The following is a 20,306-nucleotide window of genomic DNA, read 5'->3' on the forward strand; positions in this document are numbered from 1 at the left end:
GAACATGATTCCGATCAATGTTATTGAAGCCACCGCCGGAACCCTGATGGCCAAGGCCGCCATCGAGATCCCCGAGGATTACCTGAATGGGCTGAAGGCTGCCGCACGAACCGAGGACGGCGACCTGAGTTCCTTCGTGTTGCAGGCGATGCTGGAAAACTATGAGGCCGCGAAACAGGACCGGCGCGCGATGTGCGGTGATACCGGGACCCCGCGCTGGTATGTGAAGATGGGCAACGATACCCGGATCGAGGGCGGCCCCATCGCGCTGGAGGCCGCATTGCGCCGCGCGACCGCCGATGCCACGCGCTCAGTTCCGTTGCGGCCGAACCGGGTGCATCCTCTGTGGCGCACCGATCATGACAACAATGTCGGTATTGGCGCGCCCGAGATCGAATATGGCTATGAACCGGGCGGCGAATGGATCGACCTGATCACCGTTCACAAGGGCGGGCTGTTCGGGACCGATTACCGGATGCTGTTCCCCTCGGACGGGATCGAGGGGATCAAGCGTTTCTATCTGGACAGTCTGGTGGCCTTCGGCAAGCGGGGTCTGGCCTGCCAGCCTGCGATCATCGGCATCGGTCTGGGCGGCTGCAAGGACAGCTGCATGGTGCTGGGCAAACGTGCTGCATGTCTGCGCACCGTGGGCGACCGCAACAGCGATCCCCGCATCGCTACGCTGGAAGAGGAACTGAAAGAGCTTGGCAATTCCATCGGCATGGGCGCGATGGGTTTCGTTGGCAAGAACATGGTGATCGATGCCCATATCGAGGTCGGCTATTGTCACACCGGGGGCATGCAGATGTCGGTTCACGCATTCTGCCTGTCCTCGCGCCGGGCGGTGGCGCGGATCTTTCCCGATGGACGGGTCGAGCATCGCACCGATCCTGACTGGTTCACTCCCTATCAGCGGCGCGAAGGCGTCGACTGGAACATGGCGCTGGAGGCTGCCGGATGAAACTGCGTGAAGTGATCCTGTCCACCACCCCCACGCATGACGATATCGCCGCGTTGCGGCTGGGCGATGTCGTTTATCTGCAGGGGCTGATGTATACTGCGCGAGAGGGCGTTTATATGAGGGCGTTGGAAGGGCGGGCCAATATTCCGATGGAATTGCCTTCGCAAAGCGCGGCGAATTTTCATTGCTCGCCCGCGGCCTCGATCCGCGAGGACGGCACATTCGACATGGGCGCGGTGACCGCGACCGCCAGTTTCCGTTTCGCCAAATGGCTGCCCGAATGGATGGCCAGGACCGGAGCACGGCTGATCGTCGGCAAGGGCGGCATGTCCTCGAAGGATTACAAGGAATATTTCGTCCCGAATGGTGCGGTCTATCTGTCCACCGTCGGCTATGGCACCGGCGCGTTGCTGGGGCGCGGGGTCGAGAATGTCGAGGCCGTCCACTGGCACGAGGAACTGGGGTTGGCACAGGCGATGTGGGTGCTGAAATGCAATCGTATGGGGCCGTTCCTCGTCGCTTCGGATCTGGAGGGAAACTGCCTCTTCGAACGCGAGAACGCCAAGATCGCCGAGAATCTTGAGCGGGTTTACGAAGGCACGAGACCGGCCACGCTGAAGCGATTTGGCGAGACGGATGATCGCCGGGACGAGCTGATCGGCTGATCCCCGACCGTCAGAACAATTCGCGCAGCGCCAGCAGCAGGCCCGAGGCGAACATCAGCCCGATCAGCAGTCGCCGGAAGGCCAGATCGTCCAGCCGGTGGAACAGGGTGATGCCCAGTTGTGCGCCGATCATGGTGGCGGGCAGCGATAGCCCGATCAGCAGCAGCGTTTCGCGGGTATATTGCCCTTGCCATGCCAGAAACAGCATCGTCAGCGCGAGAACTGAAACATTATAGGGTTGCAGCACGGCGCGGGTGTCGCCTTTGGTCCAGGGCCGCATGGCACACCACATCGTCGGCAGCGCGCCCGACAGCGAGGCTGCCCCACCAAGGATGCCGCCCAGAAAGCCGATAGTGGAATCCGCGACCGGCGTCGGGCGGTCAAATCGGGGCAGAGACCGGCGCAACGTGAAGAACCCGCCATAGACGATCATGAAAGCGGCGATGGTCATCTTCAGCGTGAAAGTGCCGATCACCGACAGCAATGTGACCCCCAGCGGAACGCCGATGATCGCGGGAAGCAGAAACCGGGCCAGCCTGCGCGGATTGTCGCGGATATTGTTGCGCACGATCCAGACCCCCTGCAAACCGCTGGCCACCGACATCACCACCGCGATCGCGACGGCTTGCGGTGGCGGCATGATCTGCAACCAGACGCCAAGCGCCAGCAGCGCGGTGCCGAACCCCGCAAGCCCGTTGATGAAGCCCCCTGCAAGGGCGCCCGCCATCAGGGCAGCTACGAATCCTGCCGTCACGTCACGATGCTCCGGTAATCGTATCGGGAGAGAATTTGCCGATCGCGACCGCCCGCTGCATGGCACCGACCAGTTCTTCGATGGCGCGGCTTTTGCTTGTATCGCGGATATGGATCAGGCCAAGCTCGCGTATCGGCGGATCCGTCGCGGCCAGCGAGAACTGGCGCAGCGGCAGCGGGTTCAGCACCTGTACGCAGGGACGCGGAATGATCGATACGCCCAGATCCGCCATCACAAGGCTGGATATCGCATCGAGTCCGACCATCTCCATGCTGTCATGGACATGGATGTCATGGGCCTGCATCCAGCCCTCGATGATGGTGCCGACGACGGCATCGCGTGAAAAGCGGATGAAGGGATGAGTGCGCAGAATCTCGGCCGGGTCGTCGCTGTCGACGCGCTGAGATGTGATCAGCACCAGTTCCTCGCTGGCGATCTGATGCCAGACCAGATCGCGGGGCAGGATGGGCGGTTTCGACACCAGTGCCGCATCAAGGCTGTTCCGTTCGACCTGATGGATCAGATAGGTGGTCAGACCCGGAAACAGCGCCACATGCAGATCGCGATAACGCGCCTGAAGGATGGATGTCGCCAGCGGCACCAGCCCGGTCAGTGCCGTGGGCGCCGATCCCAGTGCAAAGCGGCCGCTGAGCCCGTCATTTCCGATCACAGAGGGCAGGATGTCGTCATAGGCACGCACCACCTCGCGCGCTTTGGCGACGATATCGCGGCCGACCGGGGTCAGTTCGGGTGTCCGGGTTGAGCGGTTGAAGATCGCCACCTGCCATTCCTCTTCCAGCGCGCGCATCTGCTGGCTGACAGCGGCATGGGTGACGAATACCGCATCCGCCGCCGCGCTGAAGGTGCCGCGATCTGCGATGGCGATCAGTGTCCGGAGCATTCTGATGGACATGGGTGCCGTCTTTCCTGTGCAGCTATGGGCCGGATGCCTCATCCCTTATCGTTACATCCCAAGAGAATCATTTACACGAGTTTCACGCTAATCCCGGGATTGTTCAGTTCTGCCTAAGCGAACCCCGCCGGACGGACCGGCGAGGCAGGGATGCCGCCGCTTGCCTGTCAGCTGCCATCCGTATCGTGGACGGTCTCGAAGAAGATATCGCGCCAGTCTTCGGTCGAGACCGTGATCAGGCCCGAACGCGACATGTATTCGACATAGGGCAGGATGCCCTCCGGCGTGGTGGTCCAGTTCACCCGCTCATCCGTGATCAGTTCGACGATTTCCTCGTGGCTGAGATTGGTTGCCTCGGCTTCGGCCCAGATTCGCGCGGCTTCGTTGGGGTTCTCATTGATGAAGGCGATGCTCTCCTCAAGCGCGCCCATCAGCGCGGCGGTCACCTGGGGATTATTCTCGATGAAGTCGTTCTTGGCCCAGATCAGGTTGAAGGTGTGCGGGCCGCCCAGCACCTCGAAGCTGTCCAGAACCTTATGCGCGCCTTCATCCTTCAGTTCCTGCTGCTGGAAGGGCGGAGCGCCGAAATGGGCGTTGATCTCGGACTGACCACCCATCATGGCAAGCTGCGCATCGGGATGGCCCATCGAGACGGTAAAGGCGTCCAGCGCACCGTGCTGACCCTCGCCCAGAAATTTTTCGGCCCCCATCTGCAGCGTGATTGCCTGAATCGAGGTCTTGACCGCAGGCAATGCGATCTTGTGAGAACTGTTGAAATCGGCCAGCGACTGCACCTCTGGATCGGTCGTCACCAGATAGAGCGGCATCGATTCCAGCGCCGCAATCCCCTTGATCTGCATGTTGTTCTGTGTGCGTGCCCAGATCGTCAGCAGTGGTCCGACACCGCCCGACGCGATGTCGAGATTATCCGACAACAGCGCCTCATTCATGCCCGAACCACCGGTAAAGCGCAGCCATTCGGTGCTTAGCTCAAGCCCGGCCTCCTGCGCGTGCTTTTCCAGCAAACCCTGTTCCTCGATCAGGGTCAGCGGCAGATAGCCGATGCCGAACTGCTTGGCGAGCCGCACGGTCGTTACCTCGGTCAGTGCGGGCATGGCGGTCATGACCAGACCCAGAGTCAGCGCGGTTAGTTTGAAATGTTTCATCTTATCCTCCCTGATGCCGGCCATGTGCCGGCTTGTGATGGCTGGCCCCCCGCGTTGTGGCAGGGGCCGGCTGTCCTGTCAGTGCTGCACGCCCCAGCGCTCGATCGTGAGCCGTTCGATGGTGCGGAAGATCAGGTTCTCGACGACAAGGCCGATGATGATGACGGTCAGCAACCCGGCAAAGACCTTGGGGATGTCCAGCATGTTCTTGTTTTCGAAGATCAGCCATCCAAGCCCCCCCGAACCCGAACTGACGCCGAAGACCAGTTCCGCCGCGATCAGCGTGCGCCATGCGAAGGCCCAGCCGATCTTGAGACCGGTCAATATGCTTGGAAAGGCGGCGGGGATCAGGATTTTGGCGATGAAGCGCGGTCCGCGCAGGCCATAGTTACGCCCGACCATTTTCATCGTCTGGCTGACATTGAGAAAGCCCGAATGGGTATTCAGCGCGATGGCCCATGTCACCGAGTGGACAAGCACGAAAATCAGGCTGGCATTGCCCAGACCGAACCAGATCAGCGCCAGTGGCAACAGCGCGATGGCCGGCAACGGGTTGAACATCGAGGTCATGGTTTCCAGAAAATCGGTGCCGATCCGCGACGCCATGGCCAGCGCCGTCAACGTTGCCGCCAATGCGATGCCAAGACCGTAACCCATCAACAGCACCTTGCCCGAGGACCAGGCGGCAGCGGGCAGCGAGCCATCCATCACCGCCCGGAAAAACGCCGCCATCGTCGCCGAGAAGGTGGGAAACAGCAGGTCGTTGTTCAGCGAGCGGCCATAGATTTCCCAAATCACCGCCAGAGCGATCAGGATCAACAATTTGCGTAGCCAGGCCTCGCGATAGAGGATTTCGAACAGGGACAGGCGTTGTTCGACGACGCTCAGATCGTCGCCGTCGATCTCGTCGTGAAAGATCTCGGGACGGGGCTCGTCCGGTTCGGGGCGGATAGAGCGCAATTGTGCAACCGCTTCAGACATGCTCGGCCTCCTCGGGTTCGTGGGCGAACAACATTTGATGGATATACTGTTCCAGTTCCGTGGCGCGGGCCGGGTCGGTAGTGCTGTTCAGTTCAGCCTTGACCCGGCCGGGATGGGGCGACAGCAGCAGGATGCGGTTGCCGATCTTGATTGCCTCGGCGATGGAATGGGTGACGAAAAGAACCGTGAAGCGGGTTTCGTCCCACAATTTCAGCAACTCGTCCTGCATCCTGCGCCGGGTCAGGGCGTCCAGGGCGGCAAAGGGCTCATCCATCAGCAGGATATCCGGTTCCATCGCCATGCCGCGGGCGATGGCAACACGCTGTTTCATCCCGCCCGACAGCATATGCGGATGGCTGTCGGCGAAGCTTTCCAGACCCACCTTGACGACATATTCCATTGCCTTTTCCTCGGCTTCGCGCTTGTTCATCCGCCCCGATGCCTGCAGTGCGAAGGTCACGTTCTGCTTGACGGTCTTCCATGGCAGAAGCTGGTCGAATTCCTGAAAGACCATCATCCGGTCAGGCCCGGGCTGGGTGATCCTGCGTCCCTTCAGGCGCATTTCGCCTTCGGTCGGGGTGATATAGCCGCCCACTGCCTTTTGCAGCGTGGACTTGCCGCAGCCCGACGGGCCAAGCAGGATGAAACGATCGCCCTGCATGACGTCGAAGCTGACCCTATAGGTCGCCGTGATCAGATGATGGGGCGTTTTGTATTGCAAGGTGACACCCTGCACGGTCAGCAACGGATCCTTGTGTTGCATGTCTCCTCCCTGGACTGGTCTGGCTTGAACCACGTCTCCCAACGCGGCCCGTCGATGCTGGCGGTGTTCCCCGACTGTGGCAGGGAAGTCAGAAGGTGAAAGCCGGCGGATTTGGGCGAAACCGAAAAAATCCCTCCCTGAATTCAGGTCTTGCCCGAACAGACTGCATCGTGCCCTGTGCTGAACCTTGTTCCGGCAGAATCAATGTATTTGAAATCTCCGCTGCCAAAAACGGATTAATTCTTATATGAACTGTAAGTTTTTTTTACACTACCTGTCAAAAGACACAGACCCGGATAAGTGAATGGGTCATGGCAACAGGACAAGCTTGGGCGAGGCGATACGATTGCCGAGAATATCGGCAAAAGCTGCCGGGCCGTCACCAAGGGTGCGCGTTTCGGTCCAGTTGCAGGGGCCAAGGCGGCCATCAAAGATCGCCTGCGCACAATCGTGGAAATCCTGCTGCGTATAGGTATAGGTGCCGATGAAAGTGATTTCCTGCAGGGTCATGCGCCGGATGTTCAGCCCGTCACTGGCCTGACCCAGACCGATATGCAGGATAACCCCGCCGGGACGGACCAGATCCGAGGCATTTTGCCGTGTTACGGCAAAGCCCACCGCGTCGATGACCAGATCCGGGGCGATATCTGCGGGCGGTTGTTCCAGAATCTTAAAGCTGTCGGTCCCGGCAAGTTTTTCCCGGCGTAACGGATTCGGTTCGATAATAGTGATGCTGTGGCAGCCAAGGGCGCGGGCGCACAGGGCCGCGCCGAAACCAATGGCTCCGCCACCAAGGATCAGAACCCGGTCCGCGCTGCCCTCAAGCGATTGCAAGCCTTGCTTGACCGCGTGCCAACCGCAGGCCAGCGGTTCTGTCAGACAGGCGACGGTTGCGGGCACATGGCCGGGCAGCGGCACAAGGTTGCGCTCGGGCGAACGGATCAGTTCCGCAAATCCACCCTCGCGTCCCGGCATCGAGATGATATGGCGATCAGGGCAAAGATTGTCGCGCCCTGACAGGCAGGCGGGGCAGGCGCCGCATGTCGCCAGCGGATTCACGGTCACGCGCTGGCCTTTGCGGGGGCCACTGGCGATGGTGCCGGCGACCTCGTGACCAAGGATCAGGGGCGGGGGGCGGCGTTCGTCATGGCCCAGAAAGGCATGTATGTCCGAGCCGCAGATGCCGACCGCCTCGACCCGCACCAGGACCTCATTCGCCTGCGGGACCGGGTCAGGCATGTCGGTTATCCTGAGCGTTTCGGCAGCGGTATATACCAGGGCTTTCATTTCGCGGTGAATCCTCCGTCAACCATCAGGATCTGCCCGGTCACATAGGCCGAGGCCTCTGAACATAGGAAAAGCAGCGGTCCGTCCATGTCCTGCGGCTCGCCATTGCGGCCGATACAGGTCTGCCCGGCATTGCGCGCGGCAAGGGTATCGTCGGCGAAGACAGCGGCGGTCAGTTCGGTGCGGAAGAAACCGGGGCCAAGGGCATTGGCGGTGATGCCGGAACCTGACCACGCCTCGGCCATAGCGCGGGTCATCTGGGCGACGCCGCCCTTGGACGCGCCATAGGCAATGCCCGCGGCGAAGGCGCGATAAGATTGCAGCGAGGCGAAATTGACGATCCGGCCCCAGCCGCGTTCACGCATCGCCGGGACCAGGGCCTGCGCCAGAAAGAAGGGTGTCGAAAGATTCAGTGTCAGGGTCAGATCCCAGCCCGGGCGGGTGACCTGATCGGCGGGCTGGCGCAGGTTCACGCCCGCTGCGTTGATCAGGATATCAGGCGCGCCAAAGGGTTGCGTAGCAGCGGCAGCAATATCGGCGATGGCGTCCGGATTGGCCAGATCGGCGGGTAGCGGATGAACATGCCCCTTGGCCCCCGCCGCCAGCGTTTCCAGTTCGCCCGCCCGGCGGGCAATGGCCACGACCCGCGCACCATTCCGGGCCAGCGTCAGGGCTGCATGGCGGCCAAGACCGCTGCTGGCGCCGGTGACGCAGGCAATGCGGCCTTTGACGGAAAACAGATCGGACGGCATCATTTGATCACGTCCAGATCGAAAGAGGTGCCGGGGAAATATTTTTTCAACCTGATATCGGCGGTGCGGGCATGGCCCTCCATCCCTTCAAGGCGAGAGATGCGGGCGGTGGCTTCGGCGATGGGGCGCGCGCCTTCGCGGGTTGCCCGCTGCCATGTCACCAGTTTCATGTATTTATGGACCGACAGCCCGCCCGTATAGCGCGCCGCGCCAGAGGTCGGAAGAACATGGTTCGGACCTGATGCCTTGTCGCCGAAGGCGACCGTCGTTTCCTCGCCCAGAAACAGCGAGCCATAGCATTGCAACCGGTTCAGCCACCAATCGGGATCGGCTGCCTGCACGGTCAGATGCTCGGGCGCGTAATCGTCGGATGCCGCGGCCATTTCCTCGCGGTCGGCACAAAGGATCACCTCGGCATAATCGCGCCAGGCGGCATCGGCATTCAGGCGGTTAACCTCGGGCAGATCGGCAATCAGCCGGGGGACAAGCGCCAGCACCTTGTTGGCCAGCGCCTGATCATCAGTCAGAAGCCAGACCGGCGAGTTATAGCCATGCTCGGCCTGTCCGACCAGATCGGCGGCGACCAGCATCGGATCGGCGCCTGCATCGGCCAGAATCAGGCTATCGGTCGGACCTGCGAACATGTCGATTCCGACGCGCCCGAACAGGATGCGCTTGGCCTCGGCCACGAACTGGTTGCCGGGACCGACAAGGATATCGGCGGGGGCGCTGCCGAACAGACCATAGGCCATGGCCGCGATACCCTGAACGCCGCCAAGCGACAGAATGCGATCCGCTCCGCAGAGATCGGCGGTAAAGATGATTGCGGGGTTGATGCCAACACCCGGACGAGGCGGAGAGCAGGCGGTAATGTTCTGGCAACCCGCAACCTTGGCGGTGGTGACGGTCATGATCGCCGAGGCCACATGGCTGTAGCGACCGCCCGGCACATAACAACCAACCGAGCGGCAAGGGATGGCGCGCTGGCCGGTTGTCAGTCCCGGTATCAGTTCGACCGAGAAATCCCGCAGCGAATCGCGCTGTGCCCTGGCGAAGCGTTGGACATTGTCATGGGCGAACCTGATATCGTCCTGCAGTAGCTGCGGAACCTGTGCGCTTGCGGCCTCGATTTCGTCCCGGGTCAGGACGATGTCGCCATCGTATTTGTCCAGTTCCAACGCATATTTGCGGGCTGCCTCGTCACCACCCTGCTCGATGTCATCAAGAATTTTCTGGACGATCCGACGCGTTTCACCGGCATCGGTGGCCGCGGTCTTCGGGGCTTTTTTCAGGTAGCGCAGGGCCATGTCATCCTCCGTTCTTCTTATGATCGGCCGCGGCTTTGGCGGGGTGAACAAGACCTGCCACGGAACGTTTTCCCTGCGACCGTTTCGTGATGTAAGCGCTTTCATGCGATTGTTGCAACCCCCCTCGTGATCGGTTCTGGTCAAATTCCGCGCAGGCTGCGAAACTGCCTGCCACGTTGCGGGATGGACGGGGGCGGGCTGTGAGCGACAGGGCGATGCATGCGACGGTGGACGATGTGGCGGCGCTTGCAGGGGTATCCACGGCGACCGTTTCGCGTTGTCTGAATGCCCCCGACCGGGTTTTGCCCGCCACTCGAAAAAAGGTCATGGAGGCGATTCGCACACTGAATTATTCGCCCAATTTCGGCGCGCGCGCCTTGGCGTCGCGGCGGACCGGAATCATCGGTGCGGTGGTGCCGACGCTGGAAAATGCAGTTTTTGCGCATGGTATCGACGCGTTCGAACATGCACTGCCGGAAGGGAAGTTTGCATTGCTGGTCGCGTCCTATGGCTATGATCCGCAACGCGAAAGGGAACAGATCGAGGCATTGGTCGCGCGCGGGGCGGACGGGCTGCTGCTGGTGGGTTTCGACCGTGATCCGGCGATTTACGAATGGCTGGCGATTCGCAAAGTTCCCTATGTGCTTGCCTGGGCCTGTGGTGATGCGCATCCCTATGCGGGATTCGACAATGTCGCGGGTATTGTCGCGATGGTGCGGCTGGTGCTGGATCTTGGCCATCGCAATATCTCGATGCTCTCGGGTCTGACCGCAGGGAATGACCGGGCCCGGAACCGGTTGGAGGGCGCCCGTGCGCTGCTGGCAGAGAAAGGCTTGTCGTTTCGGGGCGTGGCCGAAGTTCCCTATGGGCTGGAAAACGGCGCGAGAGCCTTTGCCGAACTGATGGCGGATCGGGCGGTCACGGCGGTCGTCTGCGGTAACGACGTTCTGGCGGCCGGGGCATTGCGGGCTGCTCATCGGATGGGGCTGCGGGTTCCCGAAGACGTCACCATTACCGGATTTGACGATATCGACATTGCCTCGATCACTTTTCCCGAACTGACGACGGTGCGGGTGCCGCATAAGCGGATGGGACAAGAGGCCGCCACATTGCTGCAGCACCTGATCGATAGAAAATCGGGGCAGAGCATTCTTTTGCCGACGAAAATCGTTGCGCGGGGAACCCATGCGCCACCTCCTTCATACAAGAACGTATAATCCGGCCGCATATTGTCGCATCTGGCGCAATCTCAAGCGGGTATCAAAATAATCTATTGATTTATATAAGTAATTTTTTGAAATCTGCCCGATTTCGGATTGACTTGCGCGTTGCGATGCTGGTCCGTGGAAAAAAGATTGACTGTCATTTCCATCTATGTAACCGCTTACATAGATGGGGAGGATCGGAATGTCACGGAAGACGGTGATCGGTAGCGCGACCATATTTGTGGTCATTGCTCTTTGGTTTCTGCTGACTTCGGTGACGCAGGTGATCTCACCGGGCAGGTTTCCGTCGCCATCGGATACATGGCTCGCTTTTGTCCAGATCACCGGCAGCGGCTATGCCAACGGCGTTTTGACCGAACATATTCTGCGGTCGGTCATGCTGGTGACGCTGGGCTTTCTGGTGGCGGTCTGCACCGGGGTGCCGCTGGGGTTGCTGATGGGCTGGAGCCGCAGGGCCGAGGCGCTGATCAACCCGGTTTTTCTGATCATTCGCCCGATCCCCCCACTGGCATGGATTCCGCTTGCCATTCTGTGGCTGGGGCTGGGCGATATGGCAAAGATCATGGTGATCTGGTTCGCGGCCTTCGTGCCTTCCGTGATCAACGCCTATGCCGGAATGCGCAGCCTTGACCGGACATTGATCGAGGCCGCGCAGATGCTGGGCACGCCCATGCTGACTTTCGTGCGCGAGATCCTGTTGCCAGGAGCAAGTCCGATGATCTTTACCGGGCTGCGATTGTCCTTGCAGGCATCCTGGACCACGCTGGTCGCCGCCGAACTGGTCGGTGCGATGACGGGGCTGGGACGGGTCCTGAACGCGGCGCAGCAGGATCTTTATCCCGGAATGATCCTTGTCGGAATGATCGCGGTGACCTTGTGCGGGTGGCTGATGACGGTTGCTCTTGGAATGGCAGAAAGACGCGCACTTGCCTGGAACACCGCTGCAAAGGCTTTGAACTGACATGATCCGCATTCTCAAGACCGACAACACTTTCCTGCTGGGATTTATCGGATTGTGCGGCTTCCTTGCGCTCTGGACATTGCTGAGCCTGTCGGGGCTGGTGCCACGACTGTTCCTGCCCTCGCCCGCCGAGGTCGCCGGACGCTTCATCCATCTGTTGTCCCACCGTTTCGCGGGTGGAACACTGCTTGATCATCTTTGGGCCAGCATGCTGCGGTTTGCGGGCGGTTTCGGCCTGGCGGTGCTTATCGGTGTCCCGCTGGGCCTGCTGATGGGCTGGTTCCGGTTGCTGGACGACATCGTGACACCGCTGTTCGACGCCGTCCGCTTCATCGCGCCGATCGCATGGGTGCCCTTTGCCGCGCTGTGGTTCGGCACCGGCATCGGCGGGCCGATCATGATCATCTTTGCCGGCGCGTTTCCGCCCTGTCTGATCAACGCCTATCGCGGCGCGAAATTTGTCGATCCCCGGCTGATCGAGGCCGCCCGCATGCTGGGCACGCCCGACCTGCGCATGATTTCCGAGGTACTGCTTCCTTCGGCGGTGCCGTCGATCATTGCGGGGTTGCGCATCTCGGCCGGGCTGGGCTGGCAATCGCTGGTCGGGGCCGAACTGATCGTGGCCTCTACGGGCATCGGCTACATGATGGTGCAGGGGCAGGGCAATGTTTCGACCACGACCGTCATGTCGGGAATGATCGGCATCGGCATCATCGGGCTGGTCATCGACATCGTTCTGCGCGGTGCCGAAACCGTAATCCTGCGTCGCCGTGGTCTTGCAACATAATCTGAAAGGAATGGACGAATGGGAGCGATCCGCTTTGACAATGTCGGCCGTGTCTACGGCGGCAAGCAGGGCAGCGTCGAGGCGCTGAAAGGCGTTCATCTGGATATCGCCGACAAGGAGTTCATGGCGGTGGTCGGCCCCTCGGGCTGCGGAAAGACCACCTGCCTGCGCTTTGTCGCGGGGTTCGATCAGCCGACATCCGGCACGGTCAGCGTCGATGACGTCAGGGTGACCAGCCCCGGCCCGGATCGCGCCGTGGTGTTTCAGCAATTCGCGCTGATGCCGTGGAAGACCGTGCGAGGCAATATCGAGCTGGGCCTGCGTAACAATGGCGTTGCACGGGCCGAGCGTGACGACCGGATCGGGCGCATTCTGGCGCTGATGAACCTGACCAGCTATGCCGATGCCTTTCCGCATCAGCTATCGGGCGGGATGCAGCAGCGGGTCTCGATCGCGCGGGCCTATGTGCTTGATCCCGATGTGCTGCTGATGGACGAACCTTTCGGCGCTCTGGATGCGCAGACCCGCGTCGTCATGCAAGAGGAATTGGTGCGCCTTGCGCGCCGCAACCCGCGCACGGTCATGTTTATTACCCATGCGGTGGAAGAGGCAGTGTATCTGGCGGATCGCGTGGCTGTCATGACACGTCAGCCGGGCCGGATAAAGGAGATCCTCGATATCCGCTCGGTCCGCGAGGCTGAACGCTGGGACGAGCATGAAAAGATCGAGGATGTGATGGATCTGGAAAGTTTCGTCCATCTCCGCACTCAGATCTGGCGCAGCCTGCGTCAGGAAAAGGCGATGGAAATCGCCTGAGGGATAAAACCAAACGAATGCCATTCCTGGGAGGAATAAATGAAAACCAGAATTTCGACGGGTCTTGCGCTGTGCGTCGCGGTGGCCGGGGGCATGGTGACGGCAGGGACGGTGAATGCGGAAACGATCCGCATCAGCTATCAGCCCTCGCTGTACTGGGCGCTGCCATTCTATATCGCGACCGAAAATGACTGGTGGGCCGGGGTCGGGTTGGAACCCGAATTCGTCACCTTCCCCGCGGGCGCACCGCAGATCGCCGCAGCACAGGCGCAGGATTGGGATGTCGGTGGCACCGGCTCGGTCCCTGCGATCCTTGGCGCGGCGCGGTACGGGCTGACGACCATCGGCCTGACCAATGACGAATCGCGGACCAATGCGATCATGGTTGCCAAGGACGAGATCGAGGCGGTCAAAGCCGATCCTTCGATGATCGACAGCCTGCTGCTGACCACCAACTCGACCGCCGATTACACCGCACGCGCCTGTCTTGAGAAATGGGGCATCGATCCGTCGGGCGTGGAATTCGTCAATCTGGCGCAGGCGCAGATCATCTCGGCCGTGATCAGTGGCAATGGCCGTTTTGCCGGTGTCTGGGCGCCAAATACCTATACGCTGCAGGAACGCGCCGGTTACGACTACCTGTGTTCGGGTGCGGATGCCGATGCGGTGGTGCCCGGCGCGCTGGTTGTGCGTTCGGATTATGCCGAGCAAAACCCCGAGGCGGTTCAGAAATTTCTTGCCGTCTATCTGAAAAGCATCCGCTGGATCAAGGCGAACCCGGAAGAGGCACAGGAACTGCTGGTCGATTTCTATTCCGAAGGCGGAGTCGAGATTTCGGATGAGGGAGCCAGCGCCGAATTCAAGCTGCGCCCGACTTTCACGCTGGAGGAACAGGTCGCGATGATGGCGCGCGACGGAGGCGCGTCTCAGGTCGACGGCTGGATGACGCAGATCGCCGAGTTCATGACCAGCGTCGGCACCATCCCGCAAGCGCCCGAGGCTGAAACTTATATCGAGCCCGCGTATATGCAGGCCGTGGCCGATAATCAGGAACTGGCTGATTTCGTCAATGCCGACTGACGCGCGGATCTGAATCCCTGACGATGGCGGCCTCAGCAGGCGGCCATCGTCAGATCGGAAAATTCGGTAAACCAGCCGGTGGGTTCGACACCGGCTGTAGTCGATGCCATAGCCATCATGGGCGGGTATGCGGGAGGCTGGCCATCTGACGCCGGGAGAAGGGAGCGATCCACCAGCGCTGCCGATCCTCAGCAGATTGTCCGGCTTATCGGCGAGGGCATAATTGGGGACACAATATTCCCGCGACTTAAGCGAAAAAATTAGTCACTCGAAAGGAAAAATCGCTATCAACCTAATGAAATGGCAGCCCGTAGGGGAATCGAACCCCTCTTTCCAGGTTGAAAACCTGGCGTCCTAACCGATAGACGAACGGGCCACCTTTGACGCTGCCAAGGCCCTTGGCTGCGTGGAGCGGTGTTTAGGCGAGCATACTGGCGGGTGCAAGGGGAAAAAACGGGCTGATTTGAAGATTTTTCATCCTCCGGTTTCAGTTTCAGGAATTGTAAGCAGAATTGGCTACAGGGGGCATGTCGCGGCGGACAGCGCGGCTTGCCTACCCAAGCCGGACCGGATCCTTTCGGATGACTAAATGCCGGACGGGCTTAGTGCCTGCTCTGCCAGACATCCCTGTACACAGCGGGGCCAAAGGATTCCCCGGATGATTCGGCATGTTGCATGTATAGCGTCTCCTGGCTCGGGCCGCGACATGTTCGCCGGTGGCTGGCTGAGGCGAAATGCGGCGGCTTCTTGCAGTGCCGCGCGCAGCCTTGTAAACCGCCAGTCAACGAAAGGGAAAGCCATGTCGATTACCGAAAACGAGGCCCGGAAGGTCGCCAAACTGGCACGGATCGCGGTCGAGGATGAGGCGCTGCCCGCGCTTGCACGCGAGTTGAGCGGTATTCTGGATTTCATGGAACAGCTGAAGGAAGTCGATGTCGAAGGCGTCGAGCCGATGACGGGTGTCATGCCTATGCGGCTCAAGCGGCGAGAGGATGTCGTGACGACCGGAGGAATGCCCGAGCGGATCCTGTCGAACGCGCCCGACGCGCGTGAAGGGTTCTTTGCCGTGCCGAAGGTGGTGGAATGAGCGATCTGAACAAACTGACCGTCTCGGAGGCCCGCGATGCATTGCACAAGGGTGATGTGACCTCGGTCGAACTGACCGATGCCTGTCTGAATGCGATAGAGGCGGCAGGGGCGCTGAACGCGTTCGTGCATGGCACGCCGGACAAGGCTCGTCAGATGGCGCGCGCTGCGGATGAACGGATCAAATCAGGCGATGCCATGCCGATGACCGGGATCCCGCTTGGGATCAAGGATGTATTCTGCGTGCAGGGCGTGGCATCTCAGGCGGCCAGCCGCATACTGGAAGGATTCGTCCCGGAATATGAATCCACAGTGACGCAGAACCTGTGGGATGCGGGCGCGGTCATGCTGGGCAAGCTGAACATGGATGAATTTGCCATGGGTTCAGCCAATGAGAATTCCTGTTACGGCAAGGCGATCAGCCCGTGGAAGATCGATGGTCACGAACTCACGCCCGGCGGGTCCTCGGGTGGATCTGCGGCTGCCGTGGCTGCGGATCTCTGCATTGCCGCGACCGGCACCGATACAGGCGGCTCGATTCGTCAGCCTGCAAGTTTTACCGGCATTGTCGGGTTGCGCCCGACCTATGGCCGGGTCAGCCGCTATGGCGTGATCGCCTATGCCTCCAGCCTCGATCAGGCCGGACCGATGACGAAATCGGTTCGCGACGCGGCGATCATGCTGGGCGCGATGGCCTCGGTCGATGAAAAGGATTCGACCTCCGCCGACATCCCGGTCCCCGATTTCGAAGCCGCTCTGACCGGCGATATCCGTGGCAAAAAGATCGGTATTCCCCGCGAATACCGCGTCGATGGCATGCCCGAAGAGATCGACGATTTGTGGCAGAAGGGCACGGATATGCTGCGCGATGCAGGCGCCGAGATCGTCGATATCAGCCTGCCGCATACGAAATACGCATTACCGACCTATTATATCATCGCGATGGCCGAGGCCTCTTCCAATCTCGCGCGTTATGACGGGGTGCGCTATGGCCGTCGGGCAGGTCTGGGGCAGGGCGACGGCATCACCGAAATGTACGAGAAAACCCGGGCCGAAGGTTTCGGCCCCGAAGTCCAGCGCCGGATCATGATCGGCACCTATGTGCTGTCGGCGGGGTTCTATGACGCCTATTACAATCATGCACGCAAGGTCCGGGCTCTGATCAAGCGCGATTTCGACAATGCCTATGCGGATGGAATCGATGCGATTCTTGCGCCGACGACGCCTTCGGCGGCCTTTGCTCTTGGGGCGATGGACAATGCCGATCCGGTGCAGATGTATCTGAACGATGTGTTCACCGTTACGCTGAATCTTGCAGGATTGCCCGGGATTTCCGTTCCTGTCGGGTTGGATCGTCAGGGATTGCCGCTTGGCCTGCAACTCATCGGAAGACCCTTTGAAGAGGGTGCATTGCTTAATCAGGCGCTGGTGCTGGAGCGCGCGGCGGGATTCGTGGCCAAGCCGGAATGCTGGTGGTAAGCTGCGGCGGACGGGAAAAGGGAAAGGTTCAAAATGCGCGGCTGTTTGATCATCATGGTGCTGGCGCTTGCCGGTTGTGCCGAAAATCAGGGCTGGAATCCGAATTACCAATATGGCGCGACGCCCTACGGCAAATACAAGACCACGCGGGAGGCGGCCCTGATGGCGGGCAATGAATCTCCGCAGGTTATTCCGGTCGCGCGGCCCTTCAAGGCTCCGACGGCTGCCGATATTGCAGGCCGGAAAAAGCCTGCTTCCGCTTCTGCGGCGGCTCCGGCGGCCAAACCTGCCCAGTGACGGCGGCCTATCCAAGCCGAAATCACGGTGATCGGCGCGGGCAGCGCCCCGAACTTATCGTGCTTCACTATACCGGTATGGCGAATGCGGCGGTGGCGCGCGCCCGGCTTTGCGATTCCCGGGCCGAGGTCAGTGCCCATTGGCTGATCGGCGAGGCTGGCATAGCCGAGGCGCTTGTTCCCGAAACCCGCAGGGCATGGCATGCCGGTGCGGGCGCATGGCAAGGCCGCGGGGATGTGAATTCCCGCAGCATCGGAATTGAGATCGCCAATCCCGGCGACCGGCCTTTCACCTCGCGGCAAATGGATGCCCTGACAGAGCTGCTGCGCGGGATCATGTCGCGCTGGCATATTGGCCCGGCATCGGTGATCGCCCATTCGGATCTGGCGCCGGGTCGCAAGATCGATCCCGGCCCCCGCTTCGACTGGCAGCGCCTTGCGCATGAGGGGCTGGCGCTCTGGCCTGACGACGGTCCCGATACGCCTTTGTCTGACAGCCTTGATGCGATCGGCTATCCCGCCTGCGATGAACCGCTTCGCCTTGCCGCCTTTCGCCTGCGTTTCCGCCCCTGGGCAGGCGGCCCCGAAACCATAGCCGATCGTCGCCGCGCTGCCGGGGCGGCGCGATCATATCAGGAACATGCCCAGCCATGCCCGCCGATTTCGACATGACTATGGCCCGCGCGGCCTGTCATTGCCAATCCGTTCGCCTGCATCTTCGGTTCACCAACGGCCTGCATACGGCCCGTCGCTGCGATTGCAGCATGTGCCGGATGCGCGGCGCGGTTGCGGTCAGCGTGCCGCTGGACGGTCTGACCATCTGCGAAGGACGGGACGCCCTGACCCTCTATCAGTTCGGCACTCATGTGGCGGAACATTATTTTTGCCGCCATTGCGGTATCTACACTCATCACCGCCGCCGTTCGAATCCGAATGAATACGGCGTCAATGCCGCCTGTATCGAAGGTGTCAGCCCTTTCGACTTTCCCGATGTCATGGTCGTTGACGGGCGCAACCATCCGCAAGACGGCGGAGGAGGAATCGCCGGTACTCTCTCTTACCGTCCAAAGCGATAACTCTTTTTCTTCATCCAAATATCCCGGGGAGTCGCGCGCAGGCGCGACGGGGCAGCGCCCCATTGACGGCTCGCCCCATCCGCGCCATATCGATATCGCGCGGAGGGCCGGATGACCGCGTGGCCTGTGCAGCAATGCGCGTGGCCGCGAGGAAAGTCCGGACTCCATTAGGCGACGGTGCCGGGTAACGCCCGGCGGGGGCAACCCCAGGGAAAGCGCCACAGAGAACAGACCGCCCTGCATCCGCAGGGTAAGGGTGAAACGGTGGGGTAAGAGCCCACCGGGGGGCTGGCAACAGACCCCGCATGGCAAGCCCCACCGGGAGCAATGCCGAATAGGGATCGCGCGCGGGGAAACCCGCAGGGCCGCCTTGCCCCAGCAGATCCGGGTAGGCAGCTTGATCCGGCCGGTAACGGCCGGGCCAGAGGAATGGTCATCCATCCGGGGGCGACTCCGGGGGACAGAATCCGGCTTACAGGCCCTCCGCGCAGATTCTCGCCATGATTCAAGGCAGATCGGATCTTATTCCCGGCGATTATTTCCGTTGACGCCGGAAAATCGCGCCGCGCGAAGGGGGACGGGAAGAGAAATGCCCGCCCCTCTTTCCTTCCGCTCCGGTTCCGCTCTAGTCTGCGCTGCGAATCCTGTTCCCGGATTCCCGTAAACGTTTCAATGAATGAGGACCGAATGAGCATCGAAAACAGACTGGCCGAATTGGGTATCACTTTGCCGGATGCGCCTGCTCCGGCGGCGAATTACGTTCCTTTTGCCCGGTCGGGCAATCTGGTTTTCGTTTCGGGGCAGATCAGTGCGGATGAAAACGGGCTGATTATCGGCAAATTGGGCGAGAACATGGAAACCGAAGCAGGTGCCGCTGCCGCACGCCGTTGCGGATTGGCACTGATCGCGCAGCTCAAGGCCGCGACGGGTTCCCTGGACAAGGTGAAACGGGTGGTCAAACTGTCCGGCTTCGTCAATTCGACCCCGGATTTCACCGAACAGCCCAAGGTCATCAATGGCTGCTCGGATCTGATGGTCGAGATATTCGGCGATGCGGGTCGCCATGCGCGTGCCGCCGTCTCCGCGCCGTCATTGCCCTTGGGAGTCGCGGTCGAGATCGAAGCCATATTCGAGGTAGAATGATGAGCCGGCTGCCGCCTGACTTTCTTCGCCTGCCGATTGCCCATCGCGGCTTGCATGGGCCGGGCGCTCCGGAAAATTCACTGGCGGCAGCCCGGGCGGCGATCGAAGCGGGTTACGGGATCGAATTGGATATCCAGCCCGCCGCCGACGGCACACCGATGGTGTTTCATGATTACGACCTTGTGCGCCTGACCGGGGATAAGGCTGCGATTGCGGTGCATTCTCCTGCTGATCTGGCCGAAAAGCGGCTGCTGGACAGCGATGAGGCGATTCCGACCCTGACGCAATTTCTGGAACTGGTTGCCGGGCGTGTGCCGCTGCTGATCGAGATCAAGGATCAGGATGGGCGGCTGGGCAGTGATATCGGCGAGTTGCACCGACGAGTGGCCGAGGAACTTGACAATTATCAAGGATTGGTCGCCGTGATGTCCTTCAATCCGCATACCGTTCGGGCGTTTCACGAGATGAGGCCCGACATTCCGGTCGGCATCACCTCTTGCGGTTATCCTGCCGAGGATTGGCCACTGCTTGACCACAAGACCCGCAGCCATCTTGCGGCGGTTGCCGATTTCGATCAGTCCGGTTCCTGCTTCATCTCGCATGACAAGAGCGATCTGGCCAATCCCCGCGTTGATGCGCTCAAGGCGCAGGGTATTCCCATCTTGTGCTGGACGGTGCAGTCCTCCTCCGAGGAAAATGCCGCCCGCCAGTTTGCGGACAATATCACCTTCGAGGATTATCAACCATCCATCGTGACGGAAATGCAGCTGGGGGAATGAGTTTTGCACCCGGATCTTCGGGGATATG

Annotated in this window: 22 protein-coding genes, 1 tRNA gene and 1 other RNA gene; 15 read left to right on the forward strand and 9 right to left on the reverse strand. The window is 60.9% G+C overall.

Annotated features, from left to right (window positions below):
- The first annotated feature begins 4 nt into the window (after positions 1-4).
- Together Q0601_RS06190 and Q0601_RS06195 are read left to right on the forward strand one after the other, a co-directional pair.
- Entirely contained in the window at positions 5-961 is a 957-nt protein-coding gene (locus Q0601_RS06190; protein WP_305288242.1) for a fumarate hydratase, read from the forward strand.
- Complete coding sequence (locus tag Q0601_RS06195) at positions 958-1,626, forward strand: fumarate hydratase C-terminal domain-containing protein (RefSeq protein ID WP_305288244.1); 669 nt, start codon at positions 958-960, stop codon at positions 1,624-1,626. The genes Q0601_RS06190 and Q0601_RS06195 overlap by 4 nt, the downstream gene beginning before the upstream one ends.
- A gap of 10 nt (positions 1,627-1,636) precedes the next feature.
- Here the strand turns inward: Q0601_RS06195 and Q0601_RS06200 are convergent, their stop codons facing one another.
- From Q0601_RS06200 to hisD, 8 genes are all read right to left on the reverse strand, one after another.
- The gene (locus tag Q0601_RS06200) at positions 1,637-2,380 is read right to left on the reverse strand and encodes a sulfite exporter TauE/SafE family protein (protein ID WP_305288246.1); all 744 of its coding nucleotides are present in this window, start codon (positions 2,378-2,380) and stop codon (positions 1,637-1,639) included.
- A gap of 1 nt (position 2,381) precedes the next feature.
- The gene (locus tag Q0601_RS06205; protein ID WP_305288248.1) at positions 2,382-3,293 is read right to left on the reverse strand and encodes a LysR family transcriptional regulator; all 912 of its coding nucleotides are present in this window, start codon (positions 3,291-3,293) and stop codon (positions 2,382-2,384) included.
- Positions 3,294-3,460: 167 nt separating this feature from the next.
- On the reverse strand, positions 3,461-4,459 hold the full coding sequence (locus Q0601_RS06210; protein ID WP_305288250.1) for an ABC transporter substrate-binding protein: 999 nt from the start codon (positions 4,457-4,459) through the stop codon (positions 3,461-3,463).
- A 78-nt stretch (positions 4,460-4,537) separates the two neighbouring features.
- Positions 4,538-5,440 carry an ABC transporter permease gene (locus Q0601_RS06215; RefSeq protein WP_305288252.1) on the reverse strand — a complete coding sequence of 301 codons (903 nt, stop codon included), beginning with the start codon at positions 5,438-5,440 and terminating at the stop codon, positions 4,538-4,540.
- A complete protein-coding gene (locus Q0601_RS06220) occupies positions 5,433-6,203 on the reverse strand; it encodes an ABC transporter ATP-binding protein (protein WP_305288254.1) in 771 nt (256 codons plus the stop codon). Before Q0601_RS06220 ends, Q0601_RS06215 begins: the two co-directional genes overlap by 8 nt.
- 309 nt (positions 6,204-6,512) lie before the next feature.
- Positions 6,513-7,490, reverse strand: coding sequence for a zinc-dependent alcohol dehydrogenase (locus tag Q0601_RS06225; protein WP_305288256.1), 978 nt, complete (start codon positions 7,488-7,490; stop codon positions 6,513-6,515).
- Positions 7,487-8,245: an SDR family NAD(P)-dependent oxidoreductase gene (locus Q0601_RS06230; RefSeq protein ID WP_305288259.1), complete on the reverse strand. Its 759-nt coding sequence runs from the start codon at positions 8,243-8,245 to the stop codon at positions 7,487-7,489. Before Q0601_RS06230 ends, Q0601_RS06225 begins: the two co-directional genes overlap by 4 nt.
- Complete coding sequence (hisD, locus tag Q0601_RS06235; protein ID WP_305288261.1) at positions 8,242-9,549, reverse strand: histidinol dehydrogenase; 1,308 nt, start codon at positions 9,547-9,549, stop codon at positions 8,242-8,244. Before hisD ends, Q0601_RS06230 begins: the two co-directional genes overlap by 4 nt.
- Before the next feature lie 200 nt (positions 9,550-9,749).
- Here hisD and Q0601_RS06240 point away from each other — a divergent pair, with 200 nt between their 5' ends.
- The 5 genes from Q0601_RS06240 to Q0601_RS06260 all read left to right on the forward strand — a co-directional run bounded on the left by Q0601_RS06240 (position 9,750) and on the right by Q0601_RS06260 (position 14,419).
- On the forward strand, positions 9,750-10,766 hold the full coding sequence (locus Q0601_RS06240) for a LacI family DNA-binding transcriptional regulator (RefSeq protein WP_305288263.1): 1,017 nt from the start codon (positions 9,750-9,752) through the stop codon (positions 10,764-10,766).
- A gap of 190 nt (positions 10,767-10,956) precedes the next feature.
- Positions 10,957-11,736, forward strand: coding sequence for an ABC transporter permease (locus Q0601_RS06245; RefSeq protein ID WP_305288265.1), 780 nt, complete (start codon positions 10,957-10,959; stop codon positions 11,734-11,736).
- 1 nt (position 11,737) lies between these two features.
- Positions 11,738-12,523 carry an ABC transporter permease gene (locus Q0601_RS06250; protein WP_305288267.1) on the forward strand — a complete coding sequence of 262 codons (786 nt, stop codon included), beginning with the start codon at positions 11,738-11,740 and terminating at the stop codon, positions 12,521-12,523.
- A gap of 18 nt (positions 12,524-12,541) precedes the next feature.
- Positions 12,542-13,339, forward strand: coding sequence for an ABC transporter ATP-binding protein (locus Q0601_RS06255; RefSeq protein WP_305288269.1), 798 nt, complete (start codon positions 12,542-12,544; stop codon positions 13,337-13,339).
- Positions 13,340-13,378: 39 nt separating this feature from the next.
- Complete coding sequence (locus tag Q0601_RS06260; RefSeq protein ID WP_305288271.1) at positions 13,379-14,419, forward strand: ABC transporter substrate-binding protein; 1,041 nt, start codon at positions 13,379-13,381, stop codon at positions 14,417-14,419.
- A gap of 301 nt (positions 14,420-14,720) precedes the next feature.
- Here Q0601_RS06260 and Q0601_RS06265 read toward each other — a convergent pair.
- A tRNA-Glu gene (locus tag Q0601_RS06265) sits at positions 14,721-14,795 on the reverse strand.
- A 423-nt stretch (positions 14,796-15,218) separates the two neighbouring features.
- Between Q0601_RS06265 and gatC the strand changes: the two genes are divergently transcribed.
- The 8 genes from gatC (at position 15,219) to Q0601_RS06305 (ending at position 20,278) form a co-directional block, all read left to right on the forward strand.
- Entirely contained in the window at positions 15,219-15,506 is a 288-nt protein-coding gene (gene gatC / locus Q0601_RS06270) for an Asp-tRNA(Asn)/Glu-tRNA(Gln) amidotransferase subunit GatC (RefSeq protein WP_119749698.1), read from the forward strand.
- On the forward strand, positions 15,503-16,984 hold the full coding sequence (gene gatA, locus Q0601_RS06275) for an Asp-tRNA(Asn)/Glu-tRNA(Gln) amidotransferase subunit GatA (protein WP_305288275.1): 1,482 nt from the start codon (positions 15,503-15,505) through the stop codon (positions 16,982-16,984). Before gatC ends, gatA begins: the two co-directional genes overlap by 4 nt.
- A gap of 33 nt (positions 16,985-17,017) precedes the next feature.
- Positions 17,018-17,281, forward strand: a complete 264-nt coding sequence (locus tag Q0601_RS06280; RefSeq protein WP_305288277.1) for a hypothetical protein — start codon at positions 17,018-17,020, stop codon at positions 17,279-17,281.
- Complete coding sequence (locus Q0601_RS06285) at positions 17,278-17,952, forward strand: N-acetylmuramoyl-L-alanine amidase (protein WP_305288279.1); 675 nt, start codon at positions 17,278-17,280, stop codon at positions 17,950-17,952. The genes Q0601_RS06280 and Q0601_RS06285 overlap by 4 nt, the downstream gene beginning before the upstream one ends.
- Positions 17,931-18,356 carry a GFA family protein gene (locus tag Q0601_RS06290; RefSeq protein WP_305288282.1) on the forward strand — a complete coding sequence of 142 codons (426 nt, stop codon included), beginning with the start codon at positions 17,931-17,933 and terminating at the stop codon, positions 18,354-18,356. Before Q0601_RS06285 ends, Q0601_RS06290 begins: the two co-directional genes overlap by 22 nt.
- Before the next feature lie 99 nt (positions 18,357-18,455).
- Positions 18,456-18,847, forward strand: an RNA gene (rnpB, locus tag Q0601_RS06295) — RNase P RNA component class A.
- 196 nt (positions 18,848-19,043) lie between these two features.
- The gene (locus Q0601_RS06300; RefSeq protein ID WP_305288284.1) at positions 19,044-19,499 is read left to right on the forward strand and encodes a RidA family protein; all 456 of its coding nucleotides are present in this window, start codon (positions 19,044-19,046) and stop codon (positions 19,497-19,499) included.
- The gene (locus Q0601_RS06305) at positions 19,499-20,278 is read left to right on the forward strand and encodes a glycerophosphodiester phosphodiesterase family protein (protein ID WP_305288286.1); all 780 of its coding nucleotides are present in this window, start codon (positions 19,499-19,501) and stop codon (positions 20,276-20,278) included. Before Q0601_RS06300 ends, Q0601_RS06305 begins: the two co-directional genes overlap by 1 nt.
- Positions 20,279-20,306: the final 28 nt, after the last annotated feature.

The organism is Paracoccus wurundjeri (genome assembly GCF_030678915.1).
Lineage (GTDB): Bacteria > Pseudomonadota > Alphaproteobacteria > Rhodobacterales > Rhodobacteraceae > Paracoccus > Paracoccus onubensis_A.